The 13,703-nt window shown below is 73.9% G+C and carries 17 protein-coding genes; 4 read left to right on the top strand and 13 right to left on the bottom strand.

All coding sequences use genetic code 11. The features are described 5' to 3' along the window. Positions 1–60 precede the first annotated feature (60 nt). On the top strand, positions 61–1,224 hold the full coding sequence (gene glgA, locus AB0J24_RS14050; RefSeq protein ID WP_358680473.1) for a glycogen synthase: 1,164 nt from the start codon (positions 61–63) through the stop codon (positions 1,222–1,224). Positions 1,225–1,281: 57 nt separating this feature from the next. On the opposite strand, the gene AB0J24_RS14045 is transcribed toward glgA, so the two are convergent. From AB0J24_RS14045 to dapE, 7 genes are all read right to left on the bottom strand, one after another. Further along, positions 1,282–1,449, bottom strand: coding sequence for a DUF3117 domain-containing protein (locus tag AB0J24_RS14045; RefSeq protein WP_344026400.1), 168 nt, complete (start codon positions 1,447–1,449; stop codon positions 1,282–1,284). Between the two features lie 197 nt (positions 1,450–1,646). Further along, a complete protein-coding gene (locus tag AB0J24_RS14040) occupies positions 1,647–2,249 on the bottom strand; it encodes a DNA-3-methyladenine glycosylase I (protein ID WP_358680469.1) in 603 nt (200 codons plus the stop codon). After that, positions 2,246–2,758, bottom strand: a complete 513-nt coding sequence (locus tag AB0J24_RS14035) for an SRPBCC family protein (protein ID WP_358680466.1) — start codon at positions 2,756–2,758, stop codon at positions 2,246–2,248. The genes AB0J24_RS14040 and AB0J24_RS14035 overlap by 4 nt, the downstream gene beginning before the upstream one ends. Continuing rightward, positions 2,733–3,095 (bottom strand): DivIVA domain-containing protein, encoded by a 363-nt coding sequence (locus AB0J24_RS14030; protein ID WP_358680463.1) that lies wholly within the window; start codon positions 3,093–3,095, stop codon positions 2,733–2,735. The genes AB0J24_RS14035 and AB0J24_RS14030 overlap by 26 nt, the downstream gene beginning before the upstream one ends. Positions 3,096–3,170: 75 nt before the next feature. Continuing rightward, on the bottom strand, positions 3,171–3,782 hold the full coding sequence (locus AB0J24_RS14025; RefSeq protein WP_358680460.1) for a TIGR00730 family Rossman fold protein: 612 nt from the start codon (positions 3,780–3,782) through the stop codon (positions 3,171–3,173). Beyond that, positions 3,782–4,552 carry a TIGR00730 family Rossman fold protein gene (locus AB0J24_RS14020; protein ID WP_358680457.1) on the bottom strand — a complete coding sequence of 257 codons (771 nt, stop codon included), beginning with the start codon at positions 4,550–4,552 and terminating at the stop codon, positions 3,782–3,784. Before AB0J24_RS14020 ends, AB0J24_RS14025 begins: the two co-directional genes overlap by 1 nt. 47 nt (positions 4,553–4,599) lie before the next feature. Continuing rightward, on the bottom strand, positions 4,600–5,664 hold the full coding sequence (dapE, locus tag AB0J24_RS14015; RefSeq protein ID WP_358680576.1) for a succinyl-diaminopimelate desuccinylase: 1,065 nt from the start codon (positions 5,662–5,664) through the stop codon (positions 4,600–4,602). A 92-nt stretch (positions 5,665–5,756) separates the two neighbouring features. Between dapE and dapD the strand changes: the two genes are divergently transcribed. After that, complete coding sequence (gene dapD, locus AB0J24_RS14010) at positions 5,757–6,695, top strand: 2,3,4,5-tetrahydropyridine-2,6-dicarboxylate N-succinyltransferase (protein WP_358680454.1); 939 nt, start codon at positions 5,757–5,759, stop codon at positions 6,693–6,695. A gap of 9 nt (positions 6,696–6,704) precedes the next feature. Continuing rightward, complete coding sequence (locus AB0J24_RS14005; RefSeq protein WP_358680452.1) at positions 6,705–7,673, top strand: CHAD domain-containing protein; 969 nt, start codon at positions 6,705–6,707, stop codon at positions 7,671–7,673. Positions 7,674–7,710: 37 nt separating this feature from the next. Here AB0J24_RS14005 and AB0J24_RS14000 read toward each other — a convergent pair whose 3' ends face one another. The 3 genes from AB0J24_RS14000 to fdxA all read right to left on the bottom strand — a co-directional run bounded on the left by AB0J24_RS14000 (position 7,711) and on the right by fdxA (position 10,452). After that, a complete protein-coding gene (locus AB0J24_RS14000; RefSeq protein ID WP_358680449.1) occupies positions 7,711–8,925 on the bottom strand; it encodes an MFS transporter in 1,215 nt (404 codons plus the stop codon). Between the two features lie 100 nt (positions 8,926–9,025). After that, positions 9,026–10,129: a succinyldiaminopimelate transaminase gene (dapC, locus tag AB0J24_RS13995; protein WP_358680446.1), complete on the bottom strand. Its 1,104-nt coding sequence runs from the start codon at positions 10,127–10,129 to the stop codon at positions 9,026–9,028. Then, complete coding sequence (gene fdxA / locus AB0J24_RS13990) at positions 10,126–10,452, bottom strand: ferredoxin (protein ID WP_349298642.1); 327 nt, start codon at positions 10,450–10,452, stop codon at positions 10,126–10,128. The genes dapC and fdxA overlap by 4 nt, the downstream gene beginning before the upstream one ends. Before the next feature lie 115 nt (positions 10,453–10,567). Between fdxA and AB0J24_RS13985 the strand changes: the two genes are divergently transcribed. Further along, positions 10,568–11,575: an N-acetyltransferase gene (locus AB0J24_RS13985; protein ID WP_358680442.1), complete on the top strand. Its 1,008-nt coding sequence runs from the start codon at positions 10,568–10,570 to the stop codon at positions 11,573–11,575. An 83-nt stretch (positions 11,576–11,658) separates the two neighbouring features. On the opposite strand, the gene AB0J24_RS13980 is transcribed toward AB0J24_RS13985, so the two are convergent. The 3 genes from AB0J24_RS13980 to mshB are packed head-to-tail and all read right to left on the bottom strand — an operon-like array spanning position 11,659 to position 13,702. Next, positions 11,659–12,441 carry a hypothetical protein gene (locus AB0J24_RS13980; RefSeq protein ID WP_358680439.1) on the bottom strand — a complete coding sequence of 261 codons (783 nt, stop codon included), beginning with the start codon at positions 12,439–12,441 and terminating at the stop codon, positions 11,659–11,661. Further along, positions 12,438–12,824 carry a hypothetical protein gene (locus AB0J24_RS13975; RefSeq protein WP_358680436.1) on the bottom strand — a complete coding sequence of 129 codons (387 nt, stop codon included), beginning with the start codon at positions 12,822–12,824 and terminating at the stop codon, positions 12,438–12,440. The genes AB0J24_RS13980 and AB0J24_RS13975 overlap by 4 nt, the downstream gene beginning before the upstream one ends. Next, entirely contained in the window at positions 12,821–13,702 is an 882-nt protein-coding gene (gene mshB, locus AB0J24_RS13970; RefSeq protein WP_358680433.1) for an N-acetyl-1-D-myo-inositol-2-amino-2-deoxy-alpha-D-glucopyranoside deacetylase, read from the bottom strand. Before mshB ends, AB0J24_RS13975 begins: the two co-directional genes overlap by 4 nt. Position 13,703 lies beyond the last annotated feature (1 nt).

Here is a 13,703-nt window from a genome sequence, read left to right as displayed (position 1 = left end):
CCGCCCCGCTCCCGATCACTGCTCGCGGCGCCCCGCCCCGATCCCGTACGGTCAGCCGCCGTGCGCGTCGGCATCCTCACCCGTGAGTACCCCCCCGCCGTCTACGGCGGCGCCGGGGTCCATGTCGGACATCTCGTCCCCGCCCTGCGGCAGCTCGTCGACGTCGACGTGCACTGCTTCGCCGAACCGGGCAGCGACGCACCGGCCGACGCCCGCACCCACTCGGCGCCACCGTTGCCGGACGGGGCGAACGCGGCACTGTCCACACTCGGTGTGGACCTGTCCATGGCGGCCGAGGTGGAGCGCTGCGACATCCTGCACTCGCACACCTGGTACGCGAACATGGCCGGTCACCTCGGTGGGCTGCTGCACGGTCGCCCGCACGTGGTCACCGCGCACTCGCTGGAACCGCTGCGGCCCTGGAAGGCCGAGCAGCTCGGTGGCGGGTACCGGCTGTCGTCCTGGGTGGAGCGGACCGCCTACGAGGCCGCGGACGCGGTCATCGCCGTCTCGCACGGCATGCGCCGCGACGTGCTGGCCGCCTACCCGTCGATCGACCCGGAGCTGGTGCACGTGGTGCACAACGGGATCGACACCGGCTTCTACCGGCCCGACCCGGCTCGCGACGCACTCGTCGAGAACGGGGTGGACCCGGACCGGCCGAGCGTGGTGTTCGTCGGACGGATCACCCGGCAGAAGGGGCTCGGGCATCTTCTCGCCGCGGCCCACCGCATCGACCCGGCCGCCCAGGTCGTGCTGTGCGCGGGCGCGCCGGACACGCCGGAGATCGCGGCCGAGACCGAGCGGGCGGTGGCCGAACTCTCGCAGTCGCGCGGCGGCGTGGTGTGGATCCAGCGGATGCTGCGAACCACCGAGGTCCGCCAGCTGCTGTCCGCGGCGACCGTGTTCGTCTGCCCCTCGGTGTACGAGCCGCTCGGGATCGTCAACCTGGAGGCGATGGCCTGCGGGACCGCCGTGGTCGCCTCCGACGTCGGAGGCATCCCGGAGGTCGTCGCGGACGGCGAGACCGGGCTGCTGGTGCACTACGACGCTGCCGACACCGGCGCCTTCGAGACCGCGATCGCGGACCGCGTGAACGAACTCGTCGCGGACCCGGATCGGGCGGCGCGGCTGGGAGAGCGTGGGCGGGAGCGCGCGGCCGGCGAGTTCGCCTGGGCCGAGATGGCCCGGCGGACGCTGGCGGTCTACGAGAGCGTGGTGTGACGACGGGTGGCGGCTCCGGCTGTCGGGACCGGGTCTCGGGGCCGCCACCCGGGATGCTCAGCCGACGGTCGCCTTCAGCGCCTCACTGAGGTCCGCCGCCTCGTCGGGGGTCATCTCGACCACCAGGCGGCCACCGCCCTCGAGCGGGACGCGCATCACGATGCCCCGGCCCTCCTTGGTCACTTCCAGGGGCCCGTCGCCGGTGCGGGGCTTCATCGCGGCCATTCGTCCGTCCTCCGTCATGGTCCACACACACTGTCGTCCCGCATGGACGCGCTCGGGGCACGCGCCGCGGCGGGAACACCATTGTCGCTCATCGCCGGTGCCGGGGTGCAACCGAGGCGATCACGACGCGGCGACGGTGTTCCGGGAGCCGATCCGGCATCGACGCAGCGCAACGGCCCGGCGACGCTCCGCTGCGCTCATCCGGGGGGCGGGGAGGGGGCGGTGCCGTCGCCGCCGGCCCGCCAGCAGTACGCCACGTGGTCGTCGACCAGGCCGGTCGCCTGCATGAGTGCGTAACAGGTGGTCGGGCCGACGAACCGGAACCCGCGCTTCTTCAGCGCCCGCGACAGCGCGGTGGACTCCGGGGTGCTCGCCGGCACGTCGGCGAGGGTCGCGGGCCGGGTGCGGGTGGCCGGGTCCGGCGCGAACGAGGCGAGGAACCCGCCCAGGTCCTCGCCGGCGGCGGCCAGTTCGAGCACCGCGCGGGCGTTCGACACCGTGGCCTCGATCTTCTGCCGGTTGCGCACGATCCGGGCGTCGGTGAGCAGCCGGGCCACGTCGCCGTCGTCGAAGCGGGCGACCCGTTCCGGGTCGAACCCCTCGAAGACCTCACGGAACGCCGGACGCTTGCGCAGGATGACGATCCAGGACAGGCCGGACTGGAAGCCCTCCAGCACCATCCGTTCGAACCAGGCGGCGGTGCCGTGCACCGGGCGGCCCCACTCGTCGTCGTGGTAGGCGACGTAGTCCGGCGCCGACAACGCCCAGTCGCAGCGGCCGCGGCCGTCCGGCGCGGTCACCGGCCCGCCCGGTAACGGTCCTCGGTGCGCTCGGCCATCGTGCGCAGCGACCGGGCGACGCCGGCCCGCAGGGCCGGTCGCACCACCGGCCAGCCGGCCCTGCCGAGCGCACCCAGGGGGAGGTCGAGCGACTCCGTCCAGAGGAACCGGCTCCGGCGGGGCCCGAGTTCCTCGACGGCGAACACCCCGTCGCCGCGGATCAGCGTTCCGGTGTGGGTCACCACGATCCGGCGCAGGCCCCGCCCACCGGGGGGCGGCTCCGTCCACTCGGTGACACGCATCGTGTCGGCGACGGCCAGCGGACCGAACCCGGTCACCGCGCGCAGCTCGGTGCCGACCGAGCGGCCGTCGCCGGCGACGACCTCGACGGTGGTCGCGAGCATCCAGTCGGACTGGCCCTCGAGGTCGGAGACGACCTCCCAGAGCAGCTCCGCCGGGACGTTCACGTCGACGGTGACGGTGAGCTCCGCCGCTCTGCCCTGCTCACCGTTCCGGCCGGTGTCCGTCATCCGGACCCTCCTCGGCGCGCATCCGCGCGATCGTCGCCTCCAGCCGGACGACCCGCTCCACCAGCTCCTGCCGGTCGGCGCGGAGCCGGTCCAGCTCCCCGGCCAGGCGGTCCAGCGCCCAGTCGACCTCAGCCATGCGATACCCGCGAACGACCTGCTGGAACCGCAGGTCACGCACGTCGTCGCCGGACACCTCGCGGGCCGGCAATCTCGTCGGCGTCGCGTCCGGGGCGAGCGGGGCGAGCTCCTCACCACGGCCGAACACCGCCGCGGCCAGCACGAACACCACCCCCGCCACGACCGCGAGGACGAGCACGTACACCAGCGCGGTCCCCATGCCGCCATCTCATCACGAGACGGCGGCGCCGGCGGTCCGCCCCGCGCGGTTCACGCACCGCCCGGGCCGGGCCGGCTACGTGACGGGCCGGCCGCAGGCCGCGAGCGCCTCCTCGACCAGGTCGGCCTCGGACACCGCACCGGTGACCGCGGCCCGGTCCGGGCCGGCCCCGCGCACCACACGCAGCCGCTCCAGCGGGGACGACGAGGTGAACCCACCGTCGGTGAGCCCCGCGACCCAGTCGAGCAGACCGTCCCAGTGCCCACCGGGATCGAGCAGGACGACCGGTTTCCCGTGCAGCCCGAGCACGCCCGCCGACCACACCTCGAAGAGCTCCTCGCAGGTCCCGAGGCCACCGGGCAGCGCGAGGAACGCGTCCGACCGTTCCTCCATCAACTGCTTGCGTTCCCGCATGCTGCCGGTGATGAGGAGCTCGTCGCTGTCGTGGTCGGCCCACTCCCGCTCGACCATCGACCGCGGGATGATCCCGACCGTACGGCCGCCCGCCGCTCGTGCACCGGCGGCCACCGCCCCCATCATCGACGTGCGGCCGCCACCGGAGACCAGCGTCCAGCCCCGGGCCGCGATGCCGCGGCCGACGGCCGCCGCGAGATCGAGATGGCGCGCCGCCACCCCGTTCGAGCTCGCGCAGTAGACACAGACCGCGAAACCGCGTCCGTCGGACATCAGTGTGTCTCCTCCCAGGCGTGATAGGCCTCGTTGACCACGTCGACGGCGTCGTCGACGTCGTCGGTCACGTGCAGCAGGTCGAGGTCCTTCGGTGACACCTTGCCGTCGCGCATGACCGTCCTGGCGATCCAGTCGTAGAGCCCGCCCCAGTAGTCCGTGCCCAGCAGGACGACCGGGAACTTGGTGACCTTCTTGGTCTGGACCAGCACGAGGGCCTCGAACAGCTCGTCGAGGGTGCCGAACCCGCCGGGCAGGCAGACGAAGGCCTGCGAGTACTTCACGAACATCGTCTTGCGCGCGAAGAAGTACCGGAAGTTGATCCCGAGATCGACCCAGGGATTGAGGCCCTGCTCGAACGGCAGCTCGATCCCCAGGCCCACCGACAACCCGCCGGCCTCCGAGGCACCGCGGTTGGCCGCCTCCATCGCTCCCGGGCCACCGCCGGTGATCACCGCGAACCCGGCTCCCACGAGCCGCGCGCCGAGCTCGCGCCCCAGCTCGTACTCGTCCGAACCGGGAGGTGTCCGGGCCGAGCCGAACACGGTCGCGGCCCGCGGCAGCTCGGCGAGCATCCCGAAGCCCTCGACGAACTCGGCCTGGATGCGCAGCACCCGCCACGGATCGGTGTGCACCCAGTCCGCCGGGCCCCGCGAGTCGAGCAACCGTTGGTCGGTGGTGGTGGGCTCGATGCTGCGGCTGCGGCGGAGCACCACGGGGCCGCGCTGCTTCTCCGGCAGCCTCTGGGGATCGGCGTTCTCATCGGCCATGCCGAGCACGGTATTCCCGGGCGTGCGCCGCCGGTCCCCCGGATGGCTCAGGGCGCGAGGTAGCGGCGCAGTACGGCGGTGCACGCCATGATCGCCTGCTCGGCGACGTGCTCGTCCCGGGTGTGCGCGAGGTTCGGGTCGCCGGGGCCGTAGTTCACGGCCGGGATCCCCAGCGCCGCGAAGCGGGACACGTCGGTCCAGCCGTACTTCGCCCGCGGGACGGCACCGCTGGCCCGGACGAACTCGGCCGCGGCCGGCGCCGACAGCCCCGGCAGGGCACCCGCCGAGAGGTCGGTGACGACCATCGGAAAACCGTCGAACACGGTTCGGACGTGCTCGACGGCCTGATCGGTGGTCCGGTCGGGCGCGAACCGGAAGTTGACGGTGACGACGCACTCGTCGGGCACGACGTTGCCCGCGACGCCACCGGAGATCCGGACGGCCTGCAACCCCTCGCGATACCGGCAGCCGTCGATGTCGACGGCGCGGGCCTCGTAGGAGGCCAGCCGGGCAAGGATCTCACCGGCCCGGTGGATCGCGTTGTCACCGAGCCAGGACCGTGCCGAGTGCGCGCGCCGGCCGTCGGTGCGGAGCTCGGCCCGCAGCGTCCCCTGACACCCGGCCTCGAGCGCACCGTCGGTCGGCTCGCCGAGGATCGCGAGGTCCGCGTCGAGCCAGTCCCGGTGCTCCCGCTCGATCCGGCCGAGCCCGTTGCGCTCGGCCTCGATCTCCTCGCAGTCGTAGAAGACGAACGTGACGTCGTGCCGCGGTTCCCGGAGCGTGGCGGCGAGGTGGGCGAACACCGCGTCCCCGGACTTCATGTCCGAGGCCCCGCAGCCGTGCACGAACCCGCCGGAACGCCGGGACGGCACGTTGTCCGCGATCGGGACGGTGTCGATGTGGCCCGCGAGCAGCACCCGGTGCGGGCGGCCCGACCGGGTGCGGGCCAGGACCGCGTTCCCGGAGCGGAGCACCTCCAGGTGCGGTGCCTGTTCCCGCAGGGAGTGCTCCAGCAGGTCGGCGAGGTGCTCCTCGCCCCCCGAGACGCTGGCCACGTCGACCAGGGCCGCGGTCAGCGCGACCGGATCGGCGGTCAGGTCCAGGGAGGGGATCGTCCTCGTCACCACGACGACGGTACCGACCCGCGACGGCCCCCCGCTGCCCACCACGCTCGGTCCGCTCCGGACCGGTAGGTTCGGGGGCCGTGAGTACCGAGTACCGCCGCGAAGGCGCTTCCGGCACCGGCCTGGCCACCGTCACGACCGACGGCACCGTCCTCGACGTGTGGTACCCGGCCCCGGCGCTCGCCGGGACCGGGATCTCCGCTTCCGTCGACGATCTCTCCGCTCTCGTCACCTCCGACGAGCTGCGCGGGGTGCGCACCGAGGTGGTCCGGACCGAGATCGCCTCCCTGGCCGAGGCTCCCACCGACGCCGCCGACGTGTACCTTCGGTTGCACCTGCTCAGCCATCGCCTGGTCCAGCCGCACCAGGTGAACCTGGAGGGCCAGTTCGGGTTGCTGTCCAACGTCGTCTGGACCAACCACGGCCCGTGTCCGGTGGCCGGGTTCGAGCTCACCCGGGCGAAGCTGCGGGCGCGCGGGCCGGTCACCGTCACCCACGTCGACAAGTTCCCGCGGATGGTCGACTACGTGGTGCCCTCCGGTGTGCGCATCGGCGACGCCGACCGCGTCCGGCTGGGGGCGCACCTGGCCGAGGGCACGACCGTGATGCACGAGGGCTTCGTCAACTTCAACGCCGGCACGCTCGGCGCCTCGATGGTCGAGGGCCGGATCTCGGCCGGCGTCGTCGTCGGCGACGGTTCCGACCTCGGCGGTTCCGCCTCGGTCATGGGCACGCTGTCCGGAGGCGGCAAGGAGGTCATCTCGATCGGGCGGCGTTGCCTGCTGGGTGCGAACGCGGGCCTGGGGATCTCGCTCGGTGACGACTGCGTGGTCGAGGCCGGCCTCTACGTCACCGCCGGGACGAAGGTGACGCTGCCCGACGGCACGACTGCCGCCGCCCACACGTTGTCCGGGCAGGACGGGGTGTTGTTCCGTCGCAACTCGGTGACCGGCGCGGTCGAGGCACTGCCCCGGACCGGTGACGGCATCGCCCTCAACGCCGCTCTCCACGCCAACTAGGCCGTGAGCATGGACGGAGCTCCGCAGCCTCCCTCGAACCTCTACGGCGTCGCCGATCTCGGTGAGCCGGTGAAGGCCGGGCCGGGCGAGCCGGCGGTGAACCACGTCCGCGCGCTGCTCGACAAGCGGCTGCGCGCGTTGTTGCACCACGAGCCGGGCGCGCGCGAGGGGTCCGATCCCGAGGACCTGCACCAGATGCGGGTCGCCGTGCGCCGCATGCGTGCCGCGTTGAAGTCGGCCCGGCCCCTGCTCGACGGGGCCTGGGCCGACGACCTGCGGGCGGAGCTGGGCCGGCTCGGCAGGGCGCTGGGCCCGGTCCGCGATCTCGACGTGATGATCGAACGCCTGCGCGGCGCGGTGGCCACGCTGCCGCCGGTCGAGCGGGCCGCCGGTGAACGGCTGGTGGCCGTGCTCGAGGCCGACCGGGTCGGGGCGCGCGCGGAGATGCTCGACGAACTCGACGCCGACCGGCACGCCACGCTTCGCCGTCGCCTGATCGAGGCGGTGTCCGCGCCGCTCCCGGAGCCCCCCGGTGAGGTGGCCCGGCCGGCGCTGATCGACCTGGTCCGCGCCGAGACCCGCAAGCTGACCAGGGCCGTGGACCGGGCCGGGCCCAACCCGCCGGACATGACCCTGCACGATCTGCGGATCAGGACGAAGCGCTTGCGCTACACCGGTGAGCTCGTGGAGCCCGCGATGCGGAACTCGAGGGGCAAGCGGACCCCGGACGCCAAGCGGGTCCGGAAGATGCTCGACGCCGCCAAGGAGCTGCAGGAGGTGCTCGGCGACCACCAGGACGCCTGTGTCGCCGAACACCGCATCCGGGTGCTGCTCGACGAGCTCGGCGACTCCCCCGACGCCCACGAGGTCTTCGTCGGTGGTCGTCTCGTCGAACGTGAGCGGGCCCGCGCCGAGGAGCTCCGCGGCCGCTGGTGGACGGCGTGGACATCCCTGTCCGAGCGGGCCGAGCGGCTCTGACCTGCGCTGATCTCAGTGGCGGAGTCCGGCACCGCGGCTAGGCCGGGCGGTCGCCGATCCGCGCAACGGCGATCCCCTGGACGAGGCCAGCCGCGACGAGCAGGCCGATCGCAGGCCCGAAGCCGCCCACGTCGATGAGCAGGCCCATCGCGGGAGGGCCCATCCCGGCCGCCAGATAGCCGATCCCCAGTGCGAACCCGCTGACCGCGGCACTGCGCGCCGGGGTCGGTGTGCGCCAGGCGATCACGGCGAGGCCCAGCGGGAGCCCTGCCCCGACGCCGAAGCCGATCAGCACCGTCCACAACCAGGGCAGCGGCGTGTCCGGCGCCGGGAGCAGCAACGCCCCGACGGTCCCGGCCACCGTGCTCAGCACCGACATCGACGCCCAGAACCTCCAGCGCCGCCGCCGCTCCGCCGCGGCGGGCACCAGCAGCGCGACCGGGATCTGCGCCACGCTCCAGACCGCCAGGAGCAGCCCGGCGGCCTGCGGGCTCCAGCCCTGCGACTCGTAGTACGGCGACAACCAGGTCAACCAGCCGTAGAAGACACTCGACGAACCGACGAGGTAGCAGGCGGTCCAGCGGGCGAACGGATCCCGCCACGTGCGCCGCTCCAGGGGCCCCGTGGCGTGCGGTCCGGGGGCCACGGGCACGGGACGGGACCGGCCGATCCTCGACCCGACGGGCGCCCACACGGCGAGGGCCAGCAGGGCCGGGACGGCCCACACCGCCAACGAGATCGACCAGCCACCGAGCAGCACCGCCAGCGGGACCGCGACGGCCGACGCGACCGTCGCCCCCACCATCATGGCGACCACGTAGGCGCCCGTCACCGCACCGGCGCGGTCGGCGAGCTGCTCCTTCACGACCCCGGTCAGCGCGACACCGGCGACACCGATCCCCAACCCGACGAGCACGCTCCCGCCGACGAGGGCGGGCAGGGCCGCGACCGAACGCAGCAGGCTGCCGACCGCGATCGTGGCCACCGCGATCCCGAGCAGCCGCTCCCGCCCGACGCGGCCGGTGAGCGCCGACGCGCCGAACGATCCCGCCGACATCATCAACACCGCACCGGCCTGGACCAGCCCGGCCGCGCCGGCGCCGACGCCGAGATCGACCCGGATCGTCTCCAGCAGCGGCGGGTAGCCGGCCAGCGCGGCACGCAGGTTGGCCGCCACCGCCAGCACACCGAGCAGGACCAGCACCGGGCGGACTCCCCGCCGCTCGGGCGGGGGGCTCGCCGGAGACGCCATCAGGCTCCTTCGTCTCGCTCGGGTCCACCCTGCTCGACCCGGGCCCGCACCCGGGGCGCCACCGGCCCCGAGCAGCGGGCGTGCCTGCACGCGTCGCTGGTCAGGTACCGCTGAGCCGCTCCACGGCGGCGTCGATCCGCTCGTCCGACGCGGTCAGCGCGACCCGCACGTGCCGGACGCCTGCGGGCCCGTAGAACTCACCCGGCGCGACCAGGATCCCGAGGCCCGCGAGCCGGTCCACGGTCGTCCTGCACGGTTCACCGTCGGAGGCCCACAGGTAGAGACCGGCCCGGGAGTGCTCGACCTGCAGGCCGGCCTTCTCCAGACCCGCCCGGAGCCTGGTCCGGCGGGAGTCGTAACGGGCGGCCTGCTCGGCCACGTGCACGTCGTCGGACACGGCGGCCTGCAGAGCCGCCTGCACCGGCCGGGGCACGATCATGCCGGCGTGCTTGCGGACCTCGAGCAGACCCGACACCAGCGCCGGGTCGCCGGTGACGAACCCGGCCCGGTAGCCGGCCAGGCTCGACACCTTCGACAGGGAGTGCACGGCCAGCAGGCCGGTCGGGTCACCGTCCGAGACATCGGGGTGCAGGACCGACCGCGGCGCGGGGTCGGCGTCACCGGGGAGGCCGAGGTAGCACTCGTCGGAGGCCACGACGGCACCCCGCTCCCGCGCCCAGGCGACCACCTTCCGCAGGTGCTCGACGGGCAGCACCCGCCCGGTCGGGTTGGACGGCGAGTTCAGCCACACCAGCCGCACCCGGGCCGGGCCGGCCGACGTCAACCCGTCCGACCGGAGGTGCGCGGCGCCCGCCAGACGTGCGCCGACCTCGTAGGTCGGGTACGCCAGCTCGGGGATGACGACGGTGTCGCCCGGCCCGAACCCGAGCAGCGTCGGCAACCAGGCCACCAGTTCCTTGGAGCCGATGGTCGGCAGCACGGCGGCGGGGTCGATCCCGGCCACGCCGAAACGCCGCTGCATCGAGGCCGCCACCGCTTCACGCAGCGCGAACGGGCCGTGCGTCGTCGGGTAGCCGGGCTCGTGGGCCGCCGGCCCGGCGAGCGCGTCGCGCAGCACCCGGGGGACGGTGTCCACCGGGGTCCCGACCGACAGGTCGACGATGCCGTCGGGATGGGCGGCGGCCCGATCGCGCGCCGCCGCCAGCGAATCCCACGGGAAGTCGGGGAGATCCAGCCTGGTCACTCGTCGTGTTCCTGCGGGGGCAGGCTCTTGGCGGGCTCCACGTCACGGTCGATCTTGCCGACCTTGGAGGCGCCGCCGGGCGAGCCCAGCTCGTCGAAGAAGTCGACGTTGGCCTTGGTGTAGGCGGCCCACTGCTCGGGGACGTCGTCCTCGTAGTAGATGGCCTCCACCGGGCAGACCGGCTCGCACGCGCCGCAGTCGACGCACTCGTCGGGGTGGATGTAGAGCATTCGCCCACCCTCGTAGATGCAGTCCACCGGGCACTCCTCGATACACGCCTTGTCGAGCAGGTCGACGCAGGGCTCGGCGATCACGTAGGTCACTTCGGTGGTCCTCCACTCGGGCCGCGGACCCCCGGCGATCACGTGGTGGTGAGGGGCCCGGTCAAACTGGGACTCCCGCAGGTTAACCCGCGACCCCGCCCGGGGCAGGAGTGAGGTGGTCGGCACGATGCTGGAGGAGTTGACCGGACGCCGGGTGGCGCTGCGCCACCGGATCGCACCCGACGACTCACCGGGTCCGCGGTTCTCCGACGCCGTCGGTGAGCTCGCCGCCGACGGGCCGGACGTCGTGATCGTGCACACCCGGTCCGGTCCGGTACGGGTGGCCCGGGACGCGGTGGTCGCCGTCCGCGAGGTCCCGGCGGCGCCGCGCCGTCGTCCGTCGTGGACCGCGGTGGAGCGGCTGGAGCTGGTCCGGGCGGCTGCCTGGCCCGCGCCGACCCGTCAGGACCTGGGCCGCTGGCGGCTCCGTGCCGCATCCGGGTACAGCATGCGGGCGAACTCGGCGCTCGCACTGGGTGACCCCGGGATGCCGGTGGAGCACGCGCTGGCCGAGGTGGTCCGGTTCGCCGAGCAGCACCGCATCCGGCCGCTCGTGCAGGTGCCGGTCGGTTCGCCCTGGTCACGGCGGATCCTCGGGGCGGGTTGGGTCCCGGTCGGATCGGTCGGGTCGGTCGGGTCGGTCGGGGAGGTCCTGGTCCTCGTCGCCCCGGCCCACCCCGACGACGGGCCGGTGCCCGACTGGCCCGCCGCACCGGGCCCCGACTGGTGGTCACCGCACGGTTCGGTGCCGGCGGCGGGCGATCCCGCGCTCCGGGTGCTCGTGCCGGACGGCCCGGACGCACCCGCCCTCGGGTTCGGCCTGCTCCGGGCCGCTGACGGGACCCCGGCGGCAGCCGTGCGGGCGGCGGTGGTGGACGAGCACCTGTACCTCGCCCGGCTCGCCGTGCGGCCCGACCTGCGCTCCCGCGGGCTCGGCGGCCGGCTGACCCGGCACGCGCTGGCGTGGGGGTGTGCCCACGGAGCTCGGCACGCCGTGCTCGACGTGACCGCGGACAACGACGCGGCGCGGTCGTTGTACGCACGGCTGGGCTGGACCGAGCACCACCGCTACCACTATCTCGCTCCGGGACCCCCGGCGTCCGGGGATCGCTCGCCGCTCTGACGAACGCGTCACCGGTGACATGTGACACATCCGGTCCGCGTCCGTCCGGACCGTGGCCGGCCGGGTACGGATCCGGTGGCCGCTCAGCCGGACGCGGCGAGCCCGTGCCGTTCCAGCCAGCTACGGCCCTGCCTGGCCGCCCGCTTGAGCCCGGACCACTCCCCGAGGTACTTCCCGACCGCCCCGACGACCGGTAGCAGCCCGAGCCACTGGTGGTAGAAGCGGCCGTGCGGGCGCTTGTCGAGCTCGTCCTCCACCGACCACAGTGCGCGCCCGAGCCGCCAGACGGCCGCGCCGACCTTCTTCAGGGTCGCCCGCTTTTCCGAGCCGGCGAGTTCCCCGGTGAGCTCCTGGGCCGCGGCGTCCGCCGCCGCGTCCTGCTCGGCGGTGAGCGTCAGATCGGCGAGCCTCAGCTCGCGCTGGAACAGTACTGAGGCGAGCAGTTCGACCAGCCGGTCCTCCTCGCGCACGCCGTGCTCACCGGCGATGGCGACCAGCAGCAGACCCTCCCCGGCCGCGCCGACGGCGTCGGACACCGGGAGGGTCCGGGCCAGCGCACCGCCGAGCCCGGGGATCGCCGCGATCAGCGTGGTGAACCGGCCGACCCGGTAGACCCACCAGTGCGCGCGGCCCTCGACGTCCATCCGGGCCCACGCGGCCGTGCCCGGGACCTGGACCGAGGCGAGTGTGTCGAGGATCTTGTCGGCGAGCCCGCGTTCCTCCGGGTCGGTCCCGGACACCCCCGGGGCGACCCGCGAGCGCAAGCCGAACGGGTCGGACTCGCGCAGTCCGTCGAGCACGGGCCGGGTCGCCCGGACGAACGGCCGGAGCACTGTCACCAGGTCGCGATCGGAGATCCCGCTCATCGCACGATTGTGCCCCGCACGGATGCCAGCCGCTCGACCGCCCGGCGGAACGCGATCATCCCGGTCGCCGCTCCGGCGACCAGCAGCAGCAACGACTGCCAGGTCGCCGGGAGCAGCACGTCGCCCCCGGGCCCGAACATGCCCAGCACCAGCACACCCGCGAACCAGAGCAGCACCGGTGCCGCGGCACCGGCCGTCGTCGGCGAGATCTCGGTGACGGTGACGTGCACCAGCCACGGCAGCGACACCACGACGACGACCGTGCCGATCGGCACCGGCACCGGCCCGACGTAGAGCATCTGGAACATCAACGCGAAGGCGACCAGCAGGACCGAGATCAGGAACAGCAGCGCGGCGAGCGGCGCCTTGGCCAGGACCGTCACGGCCCCACCCCCTCGAACAGATCGGTCTCGCTGCACCCTGCCGGGGCGTCGGCGAGGACGAACTCCTCCACCCCGAGCAGCGGCTGGGCGATCCCGTTGCTCATCGCGAACGCGGTCCAGCCCGGCCCGGTCCGGACGTCGATCTGGGTGGCGTGCGCCCGCATCGCGGCGATCCGCTCGGCGCCGTAGGCGTCGACGTCGATCCGGGTCGTCACGGCGGTGACGTCGTGACCGGGGTGCTCGTCGGGTTCCGGCCAGCGCAGACCGGTCTCACCGCCGGACGCCGCGCGCAGCGCGGTCAGGCCCGCGTCGAGCTCCGCCGTGGAGCGGACCGCGAAGTACAGCTTGGCGACGACGTCGGGTCGCGCGGCCGCGGCCGCCACGGTCAGCTCGTGCGCGCGGACGTGATCGGGATGCCCGTACGTCCCGTCGGCGGCGTAGGACACCAGGACCTGTGGCCGGACCTCGTCGACGATCTCCAGCAGCTCCGCCAGCTGGGCGCCGAACGGATCGGCGGTGGCGAACGCCCGCGGGTGCAGCTGCGGCGGCAGCGCGGCCCGCGTGCCGTGACCGGCCAGCACCATGCCGGTGTCCCGCCAGCGGGCGGCGCCGCCCAGGAAGCGATGGTCCGGCCCGCCGAGCGCGGCGAGCGCCGACTCCAGCTCGCGGATCCGGTAGCCGCCCAGCTGGTCACCCCGGTCCGGGGCGAGCTCGGCCAGCTCGGAGCCGATCACCTCGCCCTCCTCGCCGAGGGTGCAGGTCACGACGGTGACACCGGTGTCGGGCTCGGCGACGTAGCGGGCGATGGTGCCGCCGGTGGTCAGGGTCTCGTCGTCCGGGTGGGCGTGGACGAGCAGCAGTCGGCGGGCGGGAGACACC

The sequence above is a fragment of the Pseudonocardia sp. NPDC049635 genome (genome assembly GCF_040659795.1).
GTDB lineage: Bacteria > Actinomycetota > Actinomycetes > Mycobacteriales > Pseudonocardiaceae > Pseudonocardia.
This window is presented reverse-complemented; position numbering and strand designations above follow the sequence as displayed.